Raw genomic sequence first — 20,490 nt, 5'->3', positions numbered from 1 at the left:
ATCCCTACGCATAGAGGTCTTCCGCCGTGCGCTTGACCGCATCGAGCGAGGAGCCGCCGGACGCCTCCGTCGCGGCAATGACGGCCCCCTCGACGATCGGGGCGTTGCACACCACCACGTGCTCGCGCCTGTCCTCGTCGAGCATCTCGATCGCCATTTCCGAATTGGTCTCGGCGCCGCCGAGGTCGACCAGCACGGCAACGCCGGCCGGCGACCAGGCCGCCTCGATCGCCGCCAGGATCTTGGCGACGTCGGTGCCGAGCCCCCCGGCCGGATCGCCACCCGTCCAGGCGAGCGGCACCGCTTCGCCGACCATCTGGCGCACCATGTCGGCGGCGCCCTCGGCGACCTTCACGGAATGGGAGACGATGACGATGCCGACATTCATGAGACCGTGCCTTCCCGAACCAACCAAGCCTATACCTCGCCGCCCAGGGCATCCGCCGCCGCGGCGATCATCAGCTGCGACGAGCGGGCACCGGGATCCATGTGCCCGATCGAGCGCTCGCCGAGGAAGGAGGCCCGCCCGCGCGTCGCCAGCATCGGCACCGTCGCCTCGGCCGCCCTGGCCGCCTCGGCCTTGAGCGCCGCGCCGTCGCCGCCTGCGGCGAAGGCCGCCTGCACCGGCACCAGCACGTCGAGCATGGTCTTCTGCCCCGTCTCGGACTTGCCGCGCGCCCGGACGCCGGCAATGGCCTTGGCGGTCGCCGCCACCAGATCCGCACGGGCCGGCTCGCCCGGCAGGGCCTTGCCCAGCTCCAGGAAGAAGGTGCCGACCAGCGGGCCGGAGGCGCCGCCCACCTTCATCACCATGGTCATGCCGATCGCCTTCATCATGTCCGGCAGCGGCTTTGCCGCGGTCGCCGGCAGATCCGCCAGCACCGCCTCGAAGCCGCGCTTCATGTTGAGGCCATGGTCGCCGTCGCCGATCGCCTGGTCGAGGCGCGTCAGCTCCTCGGCATGGTCGATCACCGCCGCCGCCAGCGCCCGCACCAGCTGCTCCCGGCCCGCCTGGTCCATGGTCATGCCGCCACGCGCTCCCCATTCGCGTCGAAGAGCAGCGCGCCCTTCAGGCTGACGCCGACCCGGTCTCCGGCCGCGAAGGCGGAGTCGGGATCGGCGAGGGTGACGATAGTCCGGCCGGTGAGGTCGAGATGCAGGTGGCTCTGGTCGCCGAGATGCTCGATGCGCGTCACCGTGGCGGCCAGGCCCGGGCCCCCCTTGGCGATGGCGAGATGCTCGGTGCGCACGCCGACGGTCTGCGTCGCCGACGGCAGGCCGCTGTCGCGGAACACGCCGGCCGGCACCAGGTTGATGCCGGGCTGGCCGAGCCGCGTCGCCACATAGGTGTTGACCGGGTTCTCGTAGATCTCGCGCGGCGAGCCGACCTGCACCAGGCGGCCGCGGTCGATGACGCCGATGCGGCTCGCCATGGTCATCGCCTCGGTCTGGTCGTGGGTGACATAGAGCATGGTGGCGCCGAGATCCTGCTGGATATGCTTCAGCTCCAGCCGCAGCTCGGCCCTGAGCTTGGCGTCGAGCGAGGACAAAGGCTCGTCCATGAGATAGACGGCGGGCGAGCGCACCAGCGCCCGGCCGATGGCGACGCGCTGCATCTGGCCGCCCGAGAGCTCGGTGGCCCGGTTGGCGAGCTTGCCCTCGATGTGCAGCAGCCGGGCGATGCTGTCGACCTTGGCGCGGATCTCGGCCTCCGGCGTGCGCCGCGTCGGCGAGCGCAGGGGAAAGGCGAGATTGTCGTACACGCTGAGATGCGGATAGAGCGAATATTGCTGGAACACGAAGGCGACGTCGCGCACCGCCGGCGGCTCGGCCGTGACGTCGCGGCCGCCGATGAAGACGCTGCCGGCATCCGGCGCCTCGAGCCCGGCGACGAGGCGCAGCGTCGTGGTCTTGCCCGCGCCCGTCGGCCCGAGCAGCACCACGAACTCGCCGTCGCCGACGGTGAGCGTCAGCGCCTCGACGGCGCGGGTCTCGCGGAACGCCTTGGCGACGGCGTTGAGGCGGATCTCAGCCATGTCCCGCTCCCTCGTGCAGGGCGGTGCGGATCGCCCGCCCCGAGGCCTTGTCGAACACGGAGAGCTTCTCCGGCCGGAAGTCGAGGCCGACGGCCTCGCCCGTGGCGAAGGCGGCCGCCGAGGGCGCCCGGGCGCGCAGCATGCCGTAGTCGGTGGTCACCGTGACGATCTGGGTCGTGCCGAGATATTCGGCGCCGTAGACCGCGCCACGCACCGCGCCGGCCTCGGAGAAACGGACATGCTCGGGCCGGACCCCGAGCACGAGGTCGCTCTCGGCCACCGCCTCGCGCGCCGCCGGCATGGCCACCCGCCCCTGCCCCAGCCGGATCTCGCTCGCGCCCGGCGCCAGCGCGCCGCGGAACGGCAGGAAGTTCATCGGCGGCGAGCCGATGAAATCGGCGACGAAGAGCGAGGCCGGCCGGTCGTAGATCACCTTGGGGCTCGCCACCTGCTCGACCACGCCGGCGTTCATGACGGCGATCTTGTCGGCCATGGCCATGGCCTCGAGCTGGTCGTGGGTGACGTAGACCGTGGTGGCGCCGAGCCGGTCGTGCAGGCCGCGCAGCTCGTGGATCATGGCCTCGCGCAGCTCGGTGTCGAGCGCGCCCAGCGGCTCGTCCATCAGGAAGCATTTGGGCTTGCGCACGATCGCCCGGCCGAGGGCGACGCGCTGGCGGTCGCCGCTGGACAGCCCCGACACCGGCTTGTCCAGGAGATGGCCGATCCGCAGGATCCGCGCCGCCTCCTCCACCCGCGTGCGGATCTCGGCCGCGGCCACCCCCTCGCACAGCAAGGAGAAGCCAATGTTCTTGCGCACGTTCATGTGGGGATAGAGCGCGAACAGCTGGAAGACGAAGGCGATGTCGCGCTCGGAGGCGCGTTTCTGCGCCACCTCGTCGCCGCCGAGGAAGATCGCGCCGGAGGTCGGCAGCTCCAGCCCGGCGATCATCCTCAGCGTCGTGGTCTTGCCGCAGCCCGAGGGGCCGAGCAGGCAGAAGAACTCGCCGTCCTCGACGGTGAAGCTCGACGCCTTCACCGCCTGGAAGGCGCCGAAGGATTTTTCGAGGTTTTCGACCCGGATCTGCGCCATCGTCTCACTCCGGGAATTTCGACACGATGATGAACATCACCGTGCCGGCGAGCGTGGTGACGAAGGAGTAGGAATAGAGCGTGAGCGACACCGGCTGCATCAGCATGATGATGCCGAGCGCGATGATGCCGGTGGCCACCGCCTCGAGCGGCCCGCGACGCAGGAGCTTCGTCATTTGCGCACCGCTCCGAAGGTGATCCCGCGTAGCAGATGCTTGCGCAGGAGCACGGTGAACACCACGATCGGGATGAGGAACAGGGTCGTGCCCGCCGCCACCGCTGGCCAGTCGAGCCCGCCCTCGCCGATGATGATCGGGATGAAGGGCGGCGCGGTCTGCGCCTCGCCCGAGGTGAGCAGCACGGCGAAGGCATATTCGTTCCAGGCGAAGATCAGGCAGAAGATCGCGGTCGCCGCGATGCCGGTCGCCGCCTGAGGCAGCACCACCTTGATGAAGGCCTGGAAGCGGGTATAGCCGTCGATCATCGCCGCCTCCTCATACTCGCGCGGGATCTCGTCGATGAAGCCCTTCAGCAGCCAGACGGCCAGCGACACGTTGACGGAGGTGTAGAGCAGGATCATGCCGAGCCGGGTGTCGGACAGCCCGAGCTCGCGGAACATCAGGAAGATCGGGATCGCCACCGCGATCGGCGGCATCATCCGGGTGGAGAGGATGAAGAAGAGCAGGTCGTCCTTCAGCGGCACCTTGAAGCGCGAGAAGCCGTAGGCGGCCAGCGTGCCGAGCAGCACGGCCAGGAAGGTCGAGCCGAAGGCGATGATCAGCGAGTTGACGAAGCGCGGCACGTAGTTCGAGGGCCCGACGATCACCATGTTGCGGTCGCGGGCGATCTCGTCGCAGAGGCCCGTGGCCGGCCCCAGGCTCTGGATATAGTCCGGCGTCTGCCGCGAGCGCGTGGTGAAGAGGTTGCAGTAGCCCTCCAGCGACGGCGTGAACATCACCTTGGGCGGATAGGAAATCGAATCGGTCGGCGATTTGATCGAGGTGAGGCCGATCCACACCAGCGGGATCATGGTGATCAGGGCATAGAGGATCACCAGCGCGCCGGCGATGCTCTTGGTGGCGCGCGAGGGCTCGACGACGGAATGGGCGGCGGTGGTCATGCGAGGATCTCCGCCGAAGAGGCGCGACGTGTGCCACTCCCCTCCCCCGTGCGGGGAGGGGTAAGGGGTGGGGGTTCATCAGGAAGAGGCAGGAGATGCGACAAGAGGCGCCTTCCGGCGAGCGGTGCAGATCGTTCTGCACGACCCCCACCCCTTACCCCTCCCCGCACGGGGGAGGGGAAATGGCCCGCGTCGCGTGTGAGGGCGAAAAGGCTGGCGTCGCACTCGGAGATGTTCAGCATCGCCCCCTCCCTCATCTCTGCTTCACCCGGTTGAGCGCCTTCACATAGATGTTCGCGAGCCCGAACACGGTCACGAACAGGATGATGGCGAAGGCGGAGGAATAGCCGGTGCGCCATTTCTCGAAGGCCTCGCGCTTCAGCGTGATCGAGGCGACCTCGGTGGTCGAGCCCGGTCCTCCGCCGGTCAAGAGGTTGACCATGTCGAACATCTTGAAGTTCTCGATGCCGCGGAACAGCACCGCCAGCATGATGAAGGGCAGCGCCATCGGCAGGGTGATCGACCAGAACTGCCGCCATGTCGAGGCGCGGTCGACCTCGGCCGCCTCGTAGATATAGTCGGGGATGGAGCGCAGGCCCGCCAGGCAGATCAGCATGACGTAGGGCGTCCACATCCAGCAGTCGACGATGACGATCGCCCAGGGGCTGAGCGTCACGTCGCCGAGCATCTGGAAGGAGGACGGCGGCACGCCGGTGAGGAAGGACACGGCGTAGTTGAACAGGCCGATCTGCGGCTGGTAGAGGAAGGTCCAGAAATTGCCGACCACGGCCGGCGACAGCATCATCGGCAGCAGGATGATGGTGGTCCACACGCCGTGGCCGCGGAACTTCTTGTCGATCAGGAAGGCGAGGCCGAAGCCGAGCACCGTCTGGATCACGATGGTCGCGATGACGAAATGCGCCGTCACCTGCATCGCCGCCCAGACGTCCGGATCGGTCAGGATCTTGCTGTACCAGTCGAGCCCGACCGACTTGACCTCCGCATTCGGCCGGTTGGCGCGGTAATTGGTGAAAGACAGGTACACCGTCCAGATCAACGGGAAGATGTTGATCGCCAGCAAGAGCGCGATGGTCGGGGCGATGAACACCCAGGCGATGGCCCGGTCGGAGAGGCCGCGGACGCGCCGCGCCACACCGGGGGGCGTCGCGCGAGCGGCGAGTTCCGAGGCCTTGGCAAGATCGTTCATCGAAGGGGCCCTGGAGGGTGATCGGCCACTGCCGGCTCGAGGATGCCCCTCCCCCCGCCGGGGAGAGGGGTTGGGATGCGTCCGGTCTCAGATCTTGCCGTCTTCCTTGAACACGTCCTGCCAATCCTTCACCAGGCCGTCGAGGGCGTCCTTGGCCGTGCCCTTGCCGGCGACGACATAGTCGTGGACGCGCTTCTGCTCGGCGAGGAGAAGCTGGGCGTAGGACGGCTCGGCCCAGAAATCCACCACCTGCCCCATCGCCTCCAGGAAGTCGGAGGCGAACGGCGCCGTCTTCGGGAAGTCCGGGTCGTTCAGCACCGACTTGGCGCAGGAATAGCCGCCGAGCGCCCACCATTTCTTCTGCACGTCGGCGGTCGCGAACCACTTGATATATTCGAGCGCCTCCGCCTGGTTCTTCGAATAGGAGACGACCGAGATCCCCTGCCCGCCGAGCTGGGAGCCCTTGGTCTTCTGTCCGGGATTGACGAAGAAGCCGATCTTGTCGCCGCCGACATTCGGATCCTTGTAGAGGCCGGGGAAGAAGGCGAACCAGTTCATCTGCAGCGCGACCTGGCCCGACTTGAACGCGTCCAGGTCCTCCTGCATGTAGGCGTTGGAATGCCCGGGCGGCGTGCAGCAATCATAGAGCGCCTTGTAGGCTTCGAGCCCCTTCACCGAGTCCGGCGAGTTGACGAAGCCGTCCATGGCGTAAGGCTTGTTCGGGTCCTGGTATTGGAAGCCGTAGGGATAGAGGAAGTTCGACACGCCCATGGTGATGCCTTCCGAGCCGCGCTCGGTGAAGATCGCCGCGCCATAGACCTTCTTGCCGTCGATCTCGCGGCCCTGGAAGAACTTGGCGATGTCGGTGAGCTCGTCGAGCGTCTTGGGCACGGCGAGGTCGCGGCCATAGGTCTTCTTGAACTCGGCCTGGAGCTCGGGACGCGCGAACCAGTCCTTGCGGTAGGTCCAGCCCTCCGCGTCGCCCATGGCCGGCAGCGCCCAGTAGTTGGGCGTGTTCTTGGGCCATTCCGAATAGCCCAGCACCGTGGCCGGCATGAAGTCGTCCATCTTGATGCCGTTCTTGTCGAAGAAGTCGTTCAGCTTGACGTAGTGCCCGTTCTCCGCCGAGCCGCCGATCCACTGGGAATCGCCGATGATCACGTCGCAGAGCGAGCCGTGGGAATTCAGCTCGTTGAGGAAACGATCGGCATAGTTCGTCCATGGCACGAACTCGAACTTCATGGCGATGTTGGTCTTGGCCGTGAAGTCCTTGGAGAGCTCGACCAAGGCGTTGGCCGGGTCCCAGGCGGCCCAGCACAGCGTGATCGTCTTGCCCTCGGCCCGGGCCGGCGCCCCGAGGCCGAGCCCCAGCGCCAGGGCGCCGGCGGCGGCAAACAGCGCTTTCACCGTATATCGCATCGCAGCTTTCCTCCCAGTGGAACCAACCAGATCAACCGCCCGGGCAAGGCCGGGATCGGCACGGCATGGCTTGGCGCGACAGTCGGCACGATTCTCCGGTCCCGCCCGAAGACGTCGGGCAGGGTCGAGGCAGCGCCGAACGACGCGCCGGCACGAGGCCGGGCGTGGCGGGCGGAGCCGCGGATCAACGATGGACTGTCACGAAACCAGCATTTCCCCCGATGGATCGCCCGGGCTGTTGCGCGCCCCTTGCAGATCCCTCGATTTGTTTAGTGCAACACGAAACACTAAACATTGCAAGCGGCAAATCGCGTAGAGGAAGCGCGCGATGCGGCGGCTGCGATCAAGGAGGCCGGCAGGCGCGATCTCACCGCGCTGCGGGATGCCGCGCCCCGATCGGCGGGAGCGCGGCTGGTCTTCGCCGGGCTCGCGGCCCCTCGGCTCAGAGCCTGACCCAGGCGCCGTTGCGCGCGGAGGAGCGGACCGCCGCCTCGATGAAGGCCATGCCGGCGATGCCGTCGTCGAGGCCCGGAAAGGTCACGGCCGGGTCCGGCGCCCTGCCCTCGCGCGCCGCCCGGATGGCCGCGGCGATCTCGGTATAGATGCTGGCGAAGCCTTCCAGATAGCCTTCGGGATGGCCGGGCGGCACCCGCGTCACCCGCGCCGCCGCGGCGCCGGCGGCAGCCGAGCCGCGGGTGATGATCCGTGTCGGCTCGCCCAGCGGGGAAAAATAGAGCAGGTTCGGATTGTCCTGGCGCCACTGGATGCCGGCCTTGGTGCCGTAAATGCGCAGCATCAGGCCGTTCTCGTTGCCGGGCGCCACCTGGCTCGCCCAGAGCGAGCCGCGCGCCCCGTTCGCGTAGCGGAAGTTGATCTGCACATTGTCGTCGAGCCGGCGGCCGGGCACGAAGGTGGTGAGCTCGGCCGACAATTCCGCGACCGTCAGGCCGGTGACGAACTGCGCCAGGTTGAAGGCGTGGGTGCCGATGTCGCCGATGCAGCCGCCGGCGCCGGACCGGGCGGGATCGGTGCGCCATTCCGCCTGCTTCTGCGCCGTGTCCTCGATCCTGGTGGTCAGCCAGTCCTGCGGGTACTCCACCTGCACCACCCGGATCTCGCCGAGCTCGCCGGCCTGCACCATCTCGCGCGCCGCACGCATCAGGGGATAGCCGGTGTAATTGTGGGTGACGGCGAAGACGATGCCCCGGCGCTCGGCCAGCAGCTTCAGCCGCCGCGCATCCTTGAGCGTCGTGGTCAGGGGCTTGTCGCAGATGATGTGGATGCCGGCCCGGATGAAGGCTTCGGCGGCCGGGGCGTGCATGTGGTTGGGCGTGACGATCGCCACCGCCTCGATGCCGTCGCGGCGACGCCGCCGCTCCTGGGTGGCCATGGTCGCGAAGTCGGGATAGGTGCGCGCCGGATCGAGCCCCAGCGCCGCGCCCGAGCGCAATGCCTTCTCCGGCGTCGAGGACAGCGCGCCCGCCACCAGCACATAATTGTCGTCGAGCCGCGCGGCGATGCGGTGCACCGCCCCGATGAAGGCGCCCTCGCCCCCGCCCACCATCCCGAGCCGGATGCGGCCCCCCGCCTTGTCGTCCGACCGTCCCTCGATGGCCATCGCGTGATTTCCTTGCCAAAATGAGTAAACGCTTGAACCCCTCCCCCGGACGGAGAAGGGTTCTGCGCCGCTCTGGGCCACCGTCTGCCTCAGCGCAGCCCCAGCATCCGGCGGATCTGCTTGCGGTCGACGCCGGCGCCGACGAAGTCGTCGAAGGCCTTCTCGGTGACCCGGATCAGGTGGCTCTCGATGAAGGGGGCGCCTTCGCGCGCGCCGTCCTCGGGGTGCTTGAGGCAGCACTCCCATTCCAGCACGGCCCAGGAGGAATAATTGTACTGCGCCAGCTTGGAGAAGATGCCGCTGAAGTCGACCTGCCCGTCGCCGAGCGAGCGGAACCGGCCGGCCCGCTCGATCCACGGCGCATAGCCGGAATAGACGCCCTGGCGCCCCGTCGGATTGAACTCGGCATCCTTGACGTGGAAGGCCTTGATCCGCTCGTGATAGATGTCGATGAACTGGAGATAGTCGAGCTGCTGCAGCAGGAAGTGCGAGGGATCGTAGTTGATGTTGCAGCGCCGGTGCTGCTTCAGCCGGTCCAGGAACAGCTCGAAGGTGGCGCCGTCGAACAGGTCCTCGCTGGGATGGAGCTCGTAGCAGACGTCGACCCCGACCTCGTCATAGGCATCGAGGATCGGCTTCCAGCGCTTGGCGAGCTCGGCGAAGGCTTCCTCGATCAGGCCGGCGGGCCGCTGCGGGAAGGGATAGAGGAACGGCCAGGCGAGCGCGCCGGAGAAGGTGACGCTGGCGCCGAGCCCGAGATGCCTGGAGGCCTGCGCGGCGTTGAGCATCTGCTGCACCGCCCATTTCTGGCGCTCCCTCGGCTTGCCGTGCACCGCGGCCGGGGCGAAGCCGTCGAAGGCCTCGTCATAGGCGGGATGGGTGGCGACGAGCTGGCCCTGGAGGTGGGTCGACAGCTCCGTGATGGCCAGGCCGTGCCGGCCGGCGATGCCCTTGACCTCGTCGCAATAGGTCTTGGAGCCGGCGGCCTTCTCCAGGTCGAACAGGCGGCCGTCCCAGGTCGGGATCTGCACGCCCTTGTAGCCGAGCGATCCAGCCCATTGGCAGATCGAATCCCACGAATTGAAGGGCGCCGCATCCCCCGCGAATTGCGCAAGGAAGATCGCCGGTCCCTTGATGTTGGCCGCCATGAATCGCCTCTCCCAGGATTTTCTCAGCCGCCGCTCCCCTCGCTCGGCGGCAGCACGGTGCGGAGGCGGGCGCCTCCGGCAACTGGTAGGACCATGGCAAATGCCGGAGAGACACGCAACCCGCGGACCGGACCTGGCGCCAAGGCGGAAGCGACCGATTCGGGGCCTAGGACGATGTGTTTCGCAACAACGCAAGCAGACGGCGCAGGATTGCGCCGCCGACTGATAGGACCAGGGCCACCGCGAGGAAGGGACTGGTCGGGAACGCGACACAGGCGATGCCGGCGACCGCGGCGATGCCGAAGAGCAGCCTCACGACGCGCCATCCGCCGGCCGTGGAGACGCGTGCGGCAGGTTGCCGGCGGTCGAGGTGTCCCGTCTCGTCTTCGACGTGGGCCGCTCCCGCGAGCCGCTGACGCAGCGCCGGCAGGAAGACGAGCAGGACGCCGAGGCCGATGACGAGAAGCAGCGCCGCAAACCACGGCCCGTTCGGCCGCTTGAAGCGGGCGGGAGATTTCGATCCGGCGTGGTATTCGATCGAAACGCTGCCCGATTTCACCGCCGATGCCGCCAGAGGGTCAGGAAGAAAACCCTGGAAGGAAAGCTGCCGCCCGTCTGGACTGTCGTAGGACACGGTGACGTAGGCGCCCGTGGACATCCTGATGTCGCGATAGTCCGAATGCTCGGCCACGAAGGTGGCGGCATCGGCGCATGACAGCTTCAGGCGGCGGTCGTCGTTCCGGCCCTCCCGCCATTCGACCTGACACCAAGGCTCGACCGTCCGGACCGTCGCGATGAGATCGACGGCCGTCAGCCGATCAATGACGGCCTGGCCCAGCAGGAGCGCGCCAATCAGGGTGACCGTGGCACCCGCCAGGATGCACGACAGGCGCTCCATCGGCCTGATCGGGCGGACAGCTGCGCCTGTGGCCGCAGTCGCCCGCCGTGGAGCACGGGATGGCAGGGCGGCGGCGCCCGCCTCCTGCTCCGCCTTCAGGGCTTCCGCCGACATCCAGGCCGCATAGGCCGCCTGCAGCCAGAGCTGGAAGGCGATGAGGCAGGCGAGGAACAGCGCGCCGCAGAGATAGACCACATCGCCGCGCGGCAGCATCGCCATCAGCCAGGCCTGGCCCGGTTCATGGAGGAATCGCGTGGCGGCGAGGCCCACCACCGCGATGAGCAGGACGATCGCCAGCCACGGCAGGTGCAGACGCCCGCGAAAGCGCCGCAGCAGGGCGAAGCTTCGCGGCGGCGAGGCCTCGCCCTCGCGCACCCACAGGCCGCAGGTCAGGAGAAAGCCGGGACCGCCCGCGAGCCAGCCGATCAGCGCCGGCGTCAGCACCAGCATCATGATCGACGAGGAACCGCCGGCTTCGCCGAGGGTGAAGAGCGCGTCGATGGCGGCACCGACGGCGAGGACGCTGCCGGCGAAGAGGCTCCAGCCCCGCCGATGAGGGCGTGTCGCCCGCCCGAAGGCGAGTTCTGCCCGCAGCAGCGTGGCCCTGTCCGCGAGGCTGCCATTGGCGGCGCAATGGGTCCGCACGAAAGCGGCGCGGCCAAGGGCGAAATAAAGGTAGAGCAGCGTCGCCAGCCATGACGACGCCTGGATGTTCCAGTCCGGCGCGATCACCGCGCTGAACTTGGCGAGCAGGCCCGCCAGCAGCGCCGAGGGCGCCAATGATCTCAGGAAGGGCGAATAGCCCGTCCTGAGCGTCATGTCCGCGAAGAACGAAGAAGCCGCCGCCGTCATCACCCCTGCCCCGCCCCGCTGCAGATCTACAGCGGATAGATTGATCAGAGGTGGACAAACTCCTTTAAGTTGCAGCCTCGTCGCGGTGCGGCCGCCGTCAGCCGACCGGCTGCTCCGAGCCCAGCACCACGACCTTCGTGCCCTCGGGCGTGCGCAGATAGAGGTCCATCACGTCCTGGTTGATCATGCGGATGCAGCCCGACGAGACGCTCTTGCCGATCGTCCAGGGCTCGACCGTGCCGTGGATGCGGAACAGCGTGTCCTTGTTGCCCTGCCACAGATACATGGCGCGCGCACCGAGCGGGTTGCCCGGGCCGCCATGCATGCCGATGCCGCTCTGCAGCTTCGACATCTTGACGGCGAGCTCGGGCTGGCGGGCGATCATCTCCTTGGGCGGATACCAGTCCGGCCATTCCTGCTTGGTCTTGATCACCGCCTCGCCGGACCAGCCGAAGCCTTCGCGCCCGACGCCGACGCCATAGCGCATCGCCCGTCCGCCGCCCTCGACATGGTAGAGATAGTGGGCATGCGGATCGATGACGATCGTGCCCGGCTCCTGGTCGGTGTCGTAGTTGACCTCGGCACGCAGGAAGGCATGGTTGACCTTCTTCAGGTCGACCGCCGGCACCGGGAAGAGGCCGGCATCCTGCCGCGCATAGATCGCCGCATAGTCGAACTGCTGGCCCGGCTCGACCAGCGGCTCGCCCGTCACCGGCGATACCGGTGCGGCCGAGGCGGGCTCGAGCCCGGGCGCCAGCGGCTCGACCCAGGAAGTCTTCTGCGTCGTGGCGCAGCCGGCGAGGCCCATGGCGAGGCCGGCGGCCCCGATCAGGAAAGTGCGGCGGGACGGGGCGGACATCGAGGAAACCAACTCCTTGGCGTGGACTGACGCCATACTACGGCAACAGCGCGATGCGCCGCTGTTGCCGCTCCGCAACGTTCCGCTTTTCTTTGCTGCGGAAACCGCCGCTAAGCGCCTGTCAGCCCACCACATTCCGGGGCGCTCCGGCCCAGGCCGCCTCGACGTTCTCGATCAGTTGATCGGCCAGGCCCTGGATCGCCTCGCTGCTGGCCCAGGCGATGTGCGGGGTCAGGATGAAGTCGGGCCGTTCCATCAGCCGCATGAAGGGGTGGTCGGCCGGCGGCGGCTCCTGCGTGACCACGTCGAAAGCCGCCCCGCCGATCTGGCCGCCCTCCAGCGCGGCGACCAGCGCCGCCTCGTCCACCAGCCCGCCGCGCGCCGTGTTGATGATCAGCGGCCGCTTCTGCATCAGCGCGAATTCCGGCGCGGCGATCAGGTTGCGGGTCGAGGGCAGCAGCGGCGAATGCAGGGTGATGATGTCGCTGGTGCGCAGCACCGTCTCGAAGGGCGTGTAGAGCGGGCCCATGCCCGTCGTGCCCTTGTAGTCGGAGAACAGCACCGTCATGCCGAAGCCGCGGGCGATGTCCGCCACCGCCTTGCCGAGCACGCCGTCGCCGATGATGCCGAGCGTCGAGCCGGCGAGGTCGCGGATCGGATAGTCGAAATAGCAAAACTGCGCCGCCTCGCGCCAGCGTCCGCGCGCCACCGAGGCGTGATAGGCCAGGATGCTGCGCCGCAGGGCCAGGATCAGGGCGAAGGTGTGCTCCGGCACGGTATTGACGGCATAGTTGCGGATATTCGAGACGACGATGCCGCGGGCCTTGGCCGCGGCGACGTCGACCACGTCCGTGCCGGTCGCCGCCACCGCGATCAGCTTCAGGCGCGGCGCGCCGGCGATCGCCTCGGCCCGCACCGGCGCCTTGTTGGTGATGACGATGTCGGCCTCGGCGATCCGCTGGGCGACCTCGGCCGGCGCGGTGCGATCATGCACCACCCAGTCGTGCTCGAAGGCCGGCGCGCGCAGCCGCGTCTCGGGCGAGAGCGTGTCGCGGTCGAGGAAGACGATGCGGGGCTTGGTCATGGCGGGCCTTGGAGGACGTTCGGGAAGGCCGCCATGGTAGGCAGACGATCCCCCGTTCCGCCACACTTAACTCTTTCTCAGAGAGGCCTCTCCGCACGCCGGCCGTTGCGCCCCGCCGGGCAGATGCCCGGTCGCCCGCAGCACGAAGACCAGCACCTCGGCCACGGCGCGGTAGAGCGCCTCGGGAATCTGCTCGTCGAGCTCGACCCGGGCGAGCGCCTCGGCCAGCGCCGGGTTCTCCTCGACGGCGACGCCCGCCGCCCGCGCGGTCTCGACGATCGCAGCCGCCACCGCGCCCTGCCCCTTGGCGGTGAGGCGCGGCACGCCGGCATGCCGGTATTCCAGCGCGACGGCGGTGCGCCGGGCGGCCGTCACGAGCGTCGGTCCAGGAAGGTGCCGGTCGCGGCCGGCGGCGGCGCAGGCGGCGCGCCGGCGCGAATGTCGAGCGACCCGACGTCGAGATCGGCCGCCTCCAGCGCCTCGCGCAGATCGCCGATCGTCCGGCGGAAGAGCTCGACCGTCCCCGGCTGCTCGGCCCACAGCGTCACGCCGGCCGTCTCGCCACGCACCGACACCAGCGCATGCATCGGGCCGGTATCGCCGAGGTCGAGCGACAGGCGCATGCGCCAGGCCGGCGCAGCGCCGGCCGTGCCGGCGGCCCGTCCGTCGCCGCCGACGGCGAGGGCCATCACCGAGGTCTGCCCGCCCGGCAGGGCGAGGGGGATCTCGACCAGCCTCTCCCCGGCCGACGGATCGTCGGCACCCGGCCGCGCCTCCGGCAACGAGGCCGCCTGCAGCAGCCGCGTCCGGTCGAGCGCCCCCTCGACGCCGGCGAGCAGGGTCCGGGCGGCCTGGGCCGTCGACGCATCCGGCCCGAGCGTCGCGGCCACGGCGGGCTGGGCCTGCGGCACGGCGCCGCGCCGCGGCAGCGGCGGCGGATCGGCCGGCGGCACGCTCCGCCCGTCCGCCAGGGCCTGCAGCATCGGCCGCAGCGCCAGCATCAGGCTCTTGGCATCGCCCTGCAGGGCCGCGGCGGCATCGGCGCCGGCCGGGGCCTGCGCCAGGCGCAGGATGGCCGCCTCCTGAAACGAGCCGGACCGGGCGACGGCGCCCTGCAGCGCCGGGCCGTCGAGAGATGTCGGGTCGAGCGCGGTGGCGAGGAGGGCCGCCAGCGTGTTCCGGACCGCGGCCGGCAGCTGGTCGCCGGCCGGGCCGGCCAGGATCGCCACGGCATTGGCGATCAGCGGCGCCCGCCCCTGCTGGTTGGCCGCCGCCCTGGGCAGCACCGCGCCGAGAGCCGCGCGGGCCTCGGGGCTCGGCCCGTCTCCGGCGGGTGCCGAAGCCGGCGAGGTCGATGGCGCCGGTCGCAGCGTCGCGACGGCCGCCGGCGCCTCCGCCCCCAGGTCGGCGCCGGCCGGCGCCGCGTCCGGCGTCTGGCGCTGGACCGAGACGGCGAGCTGCTGCGCGGTCTCCACCACGGTGAGCTTCACCGCTTCGCCCGGCGTCAGCGGCTCCGAGGGCAGGATATCGAGCAGGGTCCCGAGCAGGGCGAGCCGGATCTCCCCGGTCTCCAGCCGGGCGAGCACCGTCGCATCGACCTTGTCGCCGGGCGCGAGCGCCGCGAGCGCGGCGGGAAGGCCGGTGCTGCCCTGCGGCAGGAGCGGTGCCTGCGGCCTTGCCCCCGAAACGGTGTCGATCGCCACGCTCCAACCCCTGTCGGCGCGTCCCCGCCCTCGCCCATCGGCCGGACCTGCCCGAAGGTGATGAAGCGCCTCGCAGGGTTAAGATCCGGCAAATGGCGCGTCCCGCCGCCTGCAGCCTTGACCCCGGACGGGCCCCGGCCCAAAAGGCCGGGCATGGCTCCCCCTCTCCTCTTCCTGCGCGACATCCGGCTGACCTTCGGCGGCACGCCCCTGCTCGAGGGCGCGGATCTTTCCATCGCGCCCGGCGAACGGCTCTGCCTGGTCGGGCGCAACGGCTCGGGCAAGTCGACGCTGCTCAAGATCGCCGCCGGCCTGGTCGAGGCCGATGCCGGCGAGCGCTTCGTCCATCCCGGCGCCACCGTGCGCTACCTGCCGCAGGAGCCGGATCTGACGGGCTTTGCCACCACGCTCGCCTATGTCGAGGCGGGGCTGGGCCCGGGCGATGATCCCTACCGCGCCGCCTATCTCCTCGGCGAGCTCGGCCTGACCGGCGAGGAGGACCCGAAGACCCTCTCCGGCGGCGAGGCCCGCCGCACCGCGCTGGCCCGCGCGCTGGCGCCCGAGCCCGACATCCTGCTGCTGGACGAGCCGACCAACCATCTCGACCTGCCCGCCATCGAATGGCTGGAGCGCGAGATCGGCGCCATGCGCTCGGCCATGGTGCTGATCAGCCATGACCGCCGCTTCCTCGAAACCCTGTCGCGCGCCACCGTCTGGCTCGACCGCGGCCGGACCCGGCGGATGGACCGCGGCTTCGCCTTTTTCGAGGAATGGCGCGACGCCGTGCTGGAGGAGGAGGAGCGCGACCGACAGAAGCTCGACCGCAAGATCGTCGCCGAGGAGCACTGGGTCCGCTACGGCGTCACCGCCCGCCGCAAGCGCAATGTCCGGCGCATGGCCAACCTCGCGGCGCTGCGCAGCGAACGGCGCGAGGCCCGCCGCGCCGTCGGCTCGGTCAGGATGGCGGCGACCGAGGGCGAGGAGAGCGGCAAGCTCGTCATCGAGGCGATCGGCGTCGGCAAGGCCTGGCGCCCCGACGAGCCGGTCGTGAAGGATTTTTCGATCCGCATCGCCCGCGGCGACCGCATCGGCATCGTCGGGCCGAACGGCGCCGGCAAGACCACGCTCCTGAACCTCCTGACCGGCACCATCCCGCCGGACAGCGGCACGGTGAAGCTCGGCGCCAGCCTGGCGATGGTGACGCTGGACCAGCGCCGCGAAAGCCTCGACCCCGCGGAGACGCTCGCCAACACCATGACCGGTGGCGGCTCGGACTATGTCGACGTCGCCGGGGAGCGCAAGCACGTCATCGGCTACATGCGCGACTTCCTGTTCCTGCCCGAGCAGGCCCGCACGCCGGTCGCGGCGCTGTCGGGCGGCGAGCGCGGCCGGCTGATGCTGGCGCGGGCCCTGGCGCGGCCCTCGAACCTCCTGGTCCTGGACGAGCCGACCAACGATCTCGACCTGGAGACGCTCGACCTCCTGCAGGAGATGATCGCCGACTATAACGGCACCGTCATCGTCATCAGCCACGACCGCGACTTCCTCGACCGCGTCGTCACCTCGACGCTGATGTCCGAAGGCGGCGGCCAATGGCTGGACTATGCCGGCGGCTATTCCGACATGATCGTCCAGCGCGGCGCCGGGGTGGAGCGCCGCTCGGTCGAGCGCCCGGCCGGGAAGGCCGCGCCCGAGGCACCGGCTGCCGCTCCCGCCAGGAAGACGGCGCGCAAGCTCTCCTTCAAGGAAAAGCACGCCCTGGAGACGCTGCCCGGCACGATCGACGGACTGGCGGCGCAAGCCGCGAAGATCCAGGCCCTCCTGGCCGATCCCGGCCTGTTCTCGCGCGATCCCAAGGCTTTCTCCGAGGCCGGCCGCCGGCTTGCCGACGTCGAGGCGAAGAAGGCGGCGGCCGAGGAGGAATGGCTGGCGCTGGAGATGCTGCGCGAGGAGCTGGAGGGCTGAAGGGCGGGCCGGGACGCGGGCGTCCCCGGCCGGATGCCTTCATTCGGCGCTGACGGCACGCTCCAGGGCGCTCTTCCCCTTCTGCGTGATGACGTAGCCGATGGCGCGATAGCCCGCCCGCACGATGGCGATCGAATCCATGCCGAGCGGCAGGGCCGAGCGCGGCAGCTCCTCGCCGGCGGGGCTGCGGTAGATCACCTCGCACCAGCCGAACTTGCGGCACATGTGCCCCGCCTGGCCGCTGATCGCCGGGCGCATGTCGCCGGACGCGAGCGCTTCGAGATAGGCCAGCTCGCGCGGCGTCGGCGGACGGTCGAAAACGGGCATGTAGGTCATGGCGTCCTCATTCGGCGGCGATGGGCAGAGAATGGGCGGGGGGCCCGCCCGGCAGCCGGGCAGGCGGCGCGGGCGCGGTCTCGTCCTCGTCCTTCGGCCCGATGAAGCGGCCGAAGATCCAGACGAACAGGCGGGTGACGTCGTCCATGACCGAGTAGAACGACGGCACGAAGATCAGGGACAGCACCGTCGACGCGGTCAGGCCGCCGATCACGGCGATGGCCATGGGCGCGCGGAATTCGCCGCCGTCGCCGTGGCCGAGGGCGGTCGGCACCATGCCGGCCACCATGGCGATGGTGGTCATCACGATCGGCCGGGCGCGCTTGCGGCCGGCGTCGATGATGGCATCGTGCCGCGACATGCCGTGCTTGACCCGCTCCACCGCGAAGTCGACCAGCATGATGGCGTTCTTGGTGACGATGCCCATCAGCATCAGGATGCCGATCACGACAGGCAGCGACACCGAGTTGTCGGTGATGAGAAGGGCGCCCACCACGCCGCCGAGCGAGAGCGGCAGGGAGAACAGGATGGTGACGGGGTGGAAGACGCTGCCGAGCAGCAGGATGAGCACGCCGAAGACCAGCATCAATCCGGCGCCCATCGCCATGGCGAAGCCGGTGTAGACTTCTCCCATGATCTCGGCGTCGCCGGTCGGCGCGGTCCGCACGGATTTCGGCAGGTTCTGCATCACCGGCAGCGCCTCGACCTTCGCCATCGCCTCGCCGAGGGTCATGCTGCCCGGCAGGTCCGCGCCGACGCTGATCAGCCGCACGCGGTCGTAGCGGTCGATCGAGGACGGTCCCTGGCCGAACTTCACGTCCGCCACCGCCGAGAGCGGCACCGTGCCACCCGCGGCGGTGACCAGGCTGAGCGCCTGGATCAGGCCGAGATTGGCGCGCGAGGCCTCCGTCAGCTGCACCCGGATCGGCACCAGCCGGTCGCCGGCATTGAACTTGGCGAGATTGCCGGAGATGTCGCCGATGGTGGCGACGCGCACCGCCTCCGAGATCTGCTCGGTGGTGATGCCGTAGCGCGCGGCATCGTCGGTGCGCGGCACGATCTGCACTTCCGGCCGGTCCTGGCCGGCGCTGGCGGCGACGCTGGAGAAGCCCGGGATCTTGCGCATCGCCGCCTCGAGCCCGGCCACGGTCTGGTTGAGCTCGGCCGGATCCGTGCCCAGCAGCGCCACGTTGACGCCGCGCTCGCCGCGGTCGTTGACGTACCAGGCGCGCACGTCGGGGATTCCGGCGATCCGCTGCGTGATATCCTCCTGCAGCGTCCACTGACGACGCTCGCGCTCGCTCTTGTGCACGAGCTCGACATAGACCGCGGCCTTGCGCACTTCCAGCGAGCCGGTGGGCGAGGCCCCGCCGATCACCAGGACGCGCTCCACCTCCGGCATCTGCCGGATGGCGGCGACGACCTCGTCGGTCTTGCGCCGCGTGTCCTCGAGCCGGCCGCCGGGCGGCACCTCGACGGCGATGACGATGCGTCCCTCGTCGGTCTTGGGCATGAAGCCCTGCGGCAGCAGGCCCATCGCCGCCAGCGACGCGACGAACAGCACCATGCCGACCGCCACGGTCAGGTAGGGTGAGTACCAGCGCGCCAGCGTCCACTCCAGGAACCGCACATAGCTGCGCATGACGAAGCCGTCGACCGGCTCCCTGTGCGGATGCGGCCGCAGCAGATAGGCCGTCATCATCGGTGTGATCAGGCGCGCCACCAGGAGCGAGAAGAACACCGCCACGGCGACCACCAGGCCGAACTGCTTGAAATACTGGCCGGCGATGCCGCCCATCAGGCTGACCGGCACGAAGATGGCGATGATGGTCGTGGTGATCGCGATCACGGCGAGGCCGATCTCGTCGGCGGCCTCGAGCGAGGCGCGATAGGGCGACTTGCCCATCTTCATGTGGCGGATGATGTTCTCGATCTCGACGATGGCGTCGTCGACGAGGATGCCGGTCGCCAGCGTGATCGCCAAAAGGCTGATCAGGTTGAGCGAGAAGCCCATCATGCTCATCGCCCAGAAGGTCGGGATGGCCGAGAGCGGCAGGGCCACGGCGGCGATCAGCGTGGCGCGCCAGTCGCGCAGGAAGATCAGCACGACGATGACGGCCAGCAACGCCCCTTCGATCAGGGTCGACATCGCCGCCTGGAAATTGCCGTAGGTGTCCTTCACCCCGTCGTCGACCAGCTGGTAGGCGATGTCGGGATGGGCCTTGGCCAGTCCTTCGATGGCCCGGGCCACATGGGCGGCGACCTCGGTGTCGCTCGCGCCCTTGGCCCGATAGATCGAGAAGGCGACGATCGGCGTCCTGCCGTCGAGCCGCGCGAAGGACTTGGGCTCCTCATAGGCGTCGCGCACGTCGGCGATCTCGCTGAGTCGCACTTCCCGCCCGCCGGCCAGCACGATCTTCGTGGCCCTGAGGCCCTCGAGCGTGCGCACGCCGGCCAGGGTGCGGATCGACTGTTCCTGGTCACCGACGTCGCCCTTGCCGCCGGCGAGGTCGACGGTGGTCGCCTGGAGCTGGCGGTTGACGCTGGCCGCGGTGACGCCGAGCGCCATCAGCCGGTCGGGATCGAGCGACACGCGGATCTCGCGCGAGACGCCGCCGATGCGGTCGACCTTGCCCACGCCCTTGAGCCCCTGCAGCTCGCGCTTGACCACGTCGTCGACATGCCAGGAGAGCTGCTCCAGCGTCATGCCGGGCGAGGCGACGGAATAGGTCAGGATCGACTGGTCCTCGACGTCGACCCGGCTGACCAGCGGCTCGTCGATGGCCCGCGGCAGGTCGGTGCGCACCTTGGTCACCGCGTCCTTGACGTCGTTGAGCGCCCGGTCGGTGTTCACCTCCAGGCGGAACTCGATCAGCGTGACCGACGAGCCGTCCGTCACCGTCGAGCGCACGTGCTTGATGCCGGCGACGCTGGAGACCGCATCCTCGATCTTGCGGGTGACCTGCGTCTCCAGCTCGGCCGGAGCCGCGCCGGACTCGGTGATCGTGATCGCGATGATCGGGATGTCGATGTTGGGAAACTTGGTGATCGGCAGGGTGCTGAACGACACCCAGCCCAGCGCCAGCAGCACCACGAACAGCACGATGGAGAGCACCGGCTGGCGGATCGACCATGCGGAGACGTTCAAGGCCATCG

Annotated in this window: 18 protein-coding genes; 1 reads left to right on the top strand and 17 read right to left on the bottom strand. The window is 69.4% G+C overall.

Annotated features, from left to right (window positions below):
• Positions 1 to 4: 4 nt before the first annotated feature.
• The 15 genes from dhaM to fliK form a co-directional block, all read right to left on the bottom strand.
• Positions 5 to 388 (bottom strand): dihydroxyacetone kinase phosphoryl donor subunit DhaM, encoded by a 384-nt coding sequence (dhaM, locus tag QO011_RS32880; RefSeq protein ID WP_307282053.1) that lies wholly within the window; start codon positions 386 to 388, stop codon positions 5 to 7.
• 29 nt (positions 389 to 417) lie between these two features.
• Positions 418 to 1,020: a dihydroxyacetone kinase subunit DhaL gene (dhaL, locus tag QO011_RS32875; RefSeq protein WP_307282308.1), complete on the bottom strand. Its 603-nt coding sequence runs from the start codon at positions 1,018 to 1,020 to the stop codon at positions 418 to 420.
• Between the two features lie 2 nt (positions 1,021 to 1,022).
• Positions 1,023 to 2,036 carry an ABC transporter ATP-binding protein gene (locus tag QO011_RS32870; protein WP_307282050.1) on the bottom strand — a complete coding sequence of 338 codons (1,014 nt, stop codon included), beginning with the start codon at positions 2,034 to 2,036 and terminating at the stop codon, positions 1,023 to 1,025.
• On the bottom strand, positions 2,029 to 3,126 hold the full coding sequence (locus QO011_RS32865) for an ABC transporter ATP-binding protein (RefSeq protein WP_307282048.1): 1,098 nt from the start codon (positions 3,124 to 3,126) through the stop codon (positions 2,029 to 2,031). The genes QO011_RS32870 and QO011_RS32865 overlap by 8 nt, the downstream gene beginning before the upstream one ends.
• A gap of 4 nt (positions 3,127 to 3,130) precedes the next feature.
• Positions 3,131 to 3,301: a hypothetical protein gene (locus QO011_RS32860; RefSeq protein WP_307282046.1), complete on the bottom strand. Its 171-nt coding sequence runs from the start codon at positions 3,299 to 3,301 to the stop codon at positions 3,131 to 3,133.
• Positions 3,298 to 4,245, bottom strand: a complete 948-nt coding sequence (locus tag QO011_RS32855; protein ID WP_307282041.1) for a carbohydrate ABC transporter permease — start codon at positions 4,243 to 4,245, stop codon at positions 3,298 to 3,300. The genes QO011_RS32860 and QO011_RS32855 overlap by 4 nt, the downstream gene beginning before the upstream one ends.
• A gap of 253 nt (positions 4,246 to 4,498) precedes the next feature.
• Positions 4,499 to 5,452 (bottom strand): carbohydrate ABC transporter permease, encoded by a 954-nt coding sequence (locus tag QO011_RS32850; protein ID WP_307282038.1) that lies wholly within the window; start codon positions 5,450 to 5,452, stop codon positions 4,499 to 4,501.
• Between the two features lie 87 nt (positions 5,453 to 5,539).
• The gene (locus QO011_RS32845) at positions 5,540 to 6,871 is read right to left on the bottom strand and encodes an ABC transporter substrate-binding protein (protein WP_307282036.1); all 1,332 of its coding nucleotides are present in this window, start codon (positions 6,869 to 6,871) and stop codon (positions 5,540 to 5,542) included.
• A gap of 442 nt (positions 6,872 to 7,313) precedes the next feature.
• A complete protein-coding gene (locus QO011_RS32840) occupies positions 7,314 to 8,489 on the bottom strand; it encodes a Gfo/Idh/MocA family protein (protein ID WP_307282033.1) in 1,176 nt (391 codons plus the stop codon).
• An 89-nt stretch (positions 8,490 to 8,578) separates the two neighbouring features.
• Positions 8,579 to 9,637 carry a sugar phosphate isomerase/epimerase family protein gene (locus QO011_RS32835; protein WP_307282031.1) on the bottom strand — a complete coding sequence of 353 codons (1,059 nt, stop codon included), beginning with the start codon at positions 9,635 to 9,637 and terminating at the stop codon, positions 8,579 to 8,581.
• A gap of 166 nt (positions 9,638 to 9,803) precedes the next feature.
• Positions 9,804 to 11,267, bottom strand: a complete 1,464-nt coding sequence (locus QO011_RS32830; RefSeq protein ID WP_307282029.1) for a hypothetical protein — start codon at positions 11,265 to 11,267, stop codon at positions 9,804 to 9,806.
• A gap of 217 nt (positions 11,268 to 11,484) precedes the next feature.
• Entirely contained in the window at positions 11,485 to 12,246 is a 762-nt protein-coding gene (locus tag QO011_RS32825) for a L,D-transpeptidase (protein WP_307282025.1), read from the bottom strand.
• Between the two features lie 121 nt (positions 12,247 to 12,367).
• The gene (locus tag QO011_RS32820) at positions 12,368 to 13,330 is read right to left on the bottom strand and encodes a D-2-hydroxyacid dehydrogenase (RefSeq protein ID WP_307282022.1); all 963 of its coding nucleotides are present in this window, start codon (positions 13,328 to 13,330) and stop codon (positions 12,368 to 12,370) included.
• A gap of 66 nt (positions 13,331 to 13,396) precedes the next feature.
• Entirely contained in the window at positions 13,397 to 13,705 is a 309-nt protein-coding gene (locus QO011_RS32815; protein WP_307282019.1) for an EscU/YscU/HrcU family type III secretion system export apparatus switch protein, read from the bottom strand.
• A complete protein-coding gene (gene fliK, locus QO011_RS32810; protein WP_307282015.1) occupies positions 13,702 to 15,033 on the bottom strand; it encodes a flagellar hook-length control protein FliK in 1,332 nt (443 codons plus the stop codon). The genes QO011_RS32815 and fliK overlap by 4 nt, the downstream gene beginning before the upstream one ends.
• A 153-nt stretch (positions 15,034 to 15,186) precedes the next feature.
• Between fliK and QO011_RS32805 the strand changes: the two genes are divergently transcribed.
• Positions 15,187 to 16,998 (top strand): ABC-F family ATP-binding cassette domain-containing protein, encoded by a 1,812-nt coding sequence (locus QO011_RS32805; RefSeq protein ID WP_307282011.1) that lies wholly within the window; start codon positions 15,187 to 15,189, stop codon positions 16,996 to 16,998.
• 39 nt (positions 16,999 to 17,037) lie between these two features.
• On the opposite strand, the gene QO011_RS32800 is transcribed toward QO011_RS32805, so the two are convergent.
• Both QO011_RS32800 and QO011_RS32795 read right to left on the bottom strand, forming a co-directional pair.
• Positions 17,038 to 17,334 carry a hypothetical protein gene (locus tag QO011_RS32800; RefSeq protein WP_307282009.1) on the bottom strand — a complete coding sequence of 99 codons (297 nt, stop codon included), beginning with the start codon at positions 17,332 to 17,334 and terminating at the stop codon, positions 17,038 to 17,040.
• A gap of 7 nt (positions 17,335 to 17,341) precedes the next feature.
• Positions 17,342 to 20,488 (bottom strand): efflux RND transporter permease subunit, encoded by a 3,147-nt coding sequence (locus QO011_RS32795; RefSeq protein WP_307282007.1) that lies wholly within the window; start codon positions 20,486 to 20,488, stop codon positions 17,342 to 17,344.
• Between the last annotated feature and the right edge of the window lie 2 nt (positions 20,489 to 20,490).

Origin of the sequence: Labrys wisconsinensis (assembly GCF_030814995.1) — a bacterium.
Classification (GTDB): Bacteria; Pseudomonadota; Alphaproteobacteria; order Rhizobiales; family Labraceae; genus Labrys; species Labrys wisconsinensis.
This window is presented reverse-complemented; position numbering and strand designations above follow the sequence as displayed.

Excerpts from the sequence above, each read along its gene's own strand:
- dhaM (WP_307282053.1), bottom strand. The coding sequence starts at position 388 with ATGAATGTCGGCATCGTCATCGTCTCCCATTCCGTGAAGGTCGCCGAG.
- dhaL (WP_307282308.1), bottom strand. The coding sequence starts at position 1,020 with ATGGACCAGGCGGGCCGGGAGCAGCTGGTGCGGGCGCTGGCGGCGGCG.
- QO011_RS32870 (WP_307282050.1), bottom strand. The coding sequence starts at position 2,036 with ATGGCTGAGATCCGCCTCAACGCCGTCGCCAAGGCGTTCCGCGAGACC.
- QO011_RS32865 (WP_307282048.1), bottom strand. The coding sequence starts at position 3,126 with ATGGCGCAGATCCGGGTCGAAAACCTCGAAAAATCCTTCGGCGCCTTC.
- QO011_RS32860 (WP_307282046.1), bottom strand. The coding sequence starts at position 3,301 with ATGACGAAGCTCCTGCGTCGCGGGCCGCTCGAGGCGGTGGCCACCGGC.
- QO011_RS32855 (WP_307282041.1), bottom strand. The coding sequence starts at position 4,245 with ATGACCACCGCCGCCCATTCCGTCGTCGAGCCCTCGCGCGCCACCAAG.
- QO011_RS32850 (WP_307282038.1), bottom strand. The coding sequence starts at position 5,452 with ATGAACGATCTTGCCAAGGCCTCGGAACTCGCCGCTCGCGCGACGCCC.
- QO011_RS32845 (WP_307282036.1), bottom strand. The coding sequence starts at position 6,871 with ATGCGATATACGGTGAAAGCGCTGTTTGCCGCCGCCGGCGCCCTGGCG.
- QO011_RS32840 (WP_307282033.1), bottom strand. The coding sequence starts at position 8,489 with ATGGCCATCGAGGGACGGTCGGACGACAAGGCGGGGGGCCGCATCCGG.
- QO011_RS32835 (WP_307282031.1), bottom strand. The coding sequence starts at position 9,637 with ATGGCGGCCAACATCAAGGGACCGGCGATCTTCCTTGCGCAATTCGCG.
- QO011_RS32825 (WP_307282025.1), bottom strand. The coding sequence starts at position 12,246 with ATGTCCGCCCCGTCCCGCCGCACTTTCCTGATCGGGGCCGCCGGCCTC.
- QO011_RS32820 (WP_307282022.1), bottom strand. The coding sequence starts at position 13,330 with ATGACCAAGCCCCGCATCGTCTTCCTCGACCGCGACACGCTCTCGCCC.
- QO011_RS32805 (WP_307282011.1), top strand. The coding sequence starts at position 15,187 with ATGGCTCCCCCTCTCCTCTTCCTGCGCGACATCCGGCTGACCTTCGGC.
- QO011_RS32800 (WP_307282009.1), bottom strand. The coding sequence starts at position 17,334 with ATGACCTACATGCCCGTTTTCGACCGTCCGCCGACGCCGCGCGAGCTG.
- QO011_RS32795 (WP_307282007.1), bottom strand. The coding sequence starts at position 20,488 with ATGGCCTTGAACGTCTCCGCATGGTCGATCCGCCAGCCGGTGCTCTCC.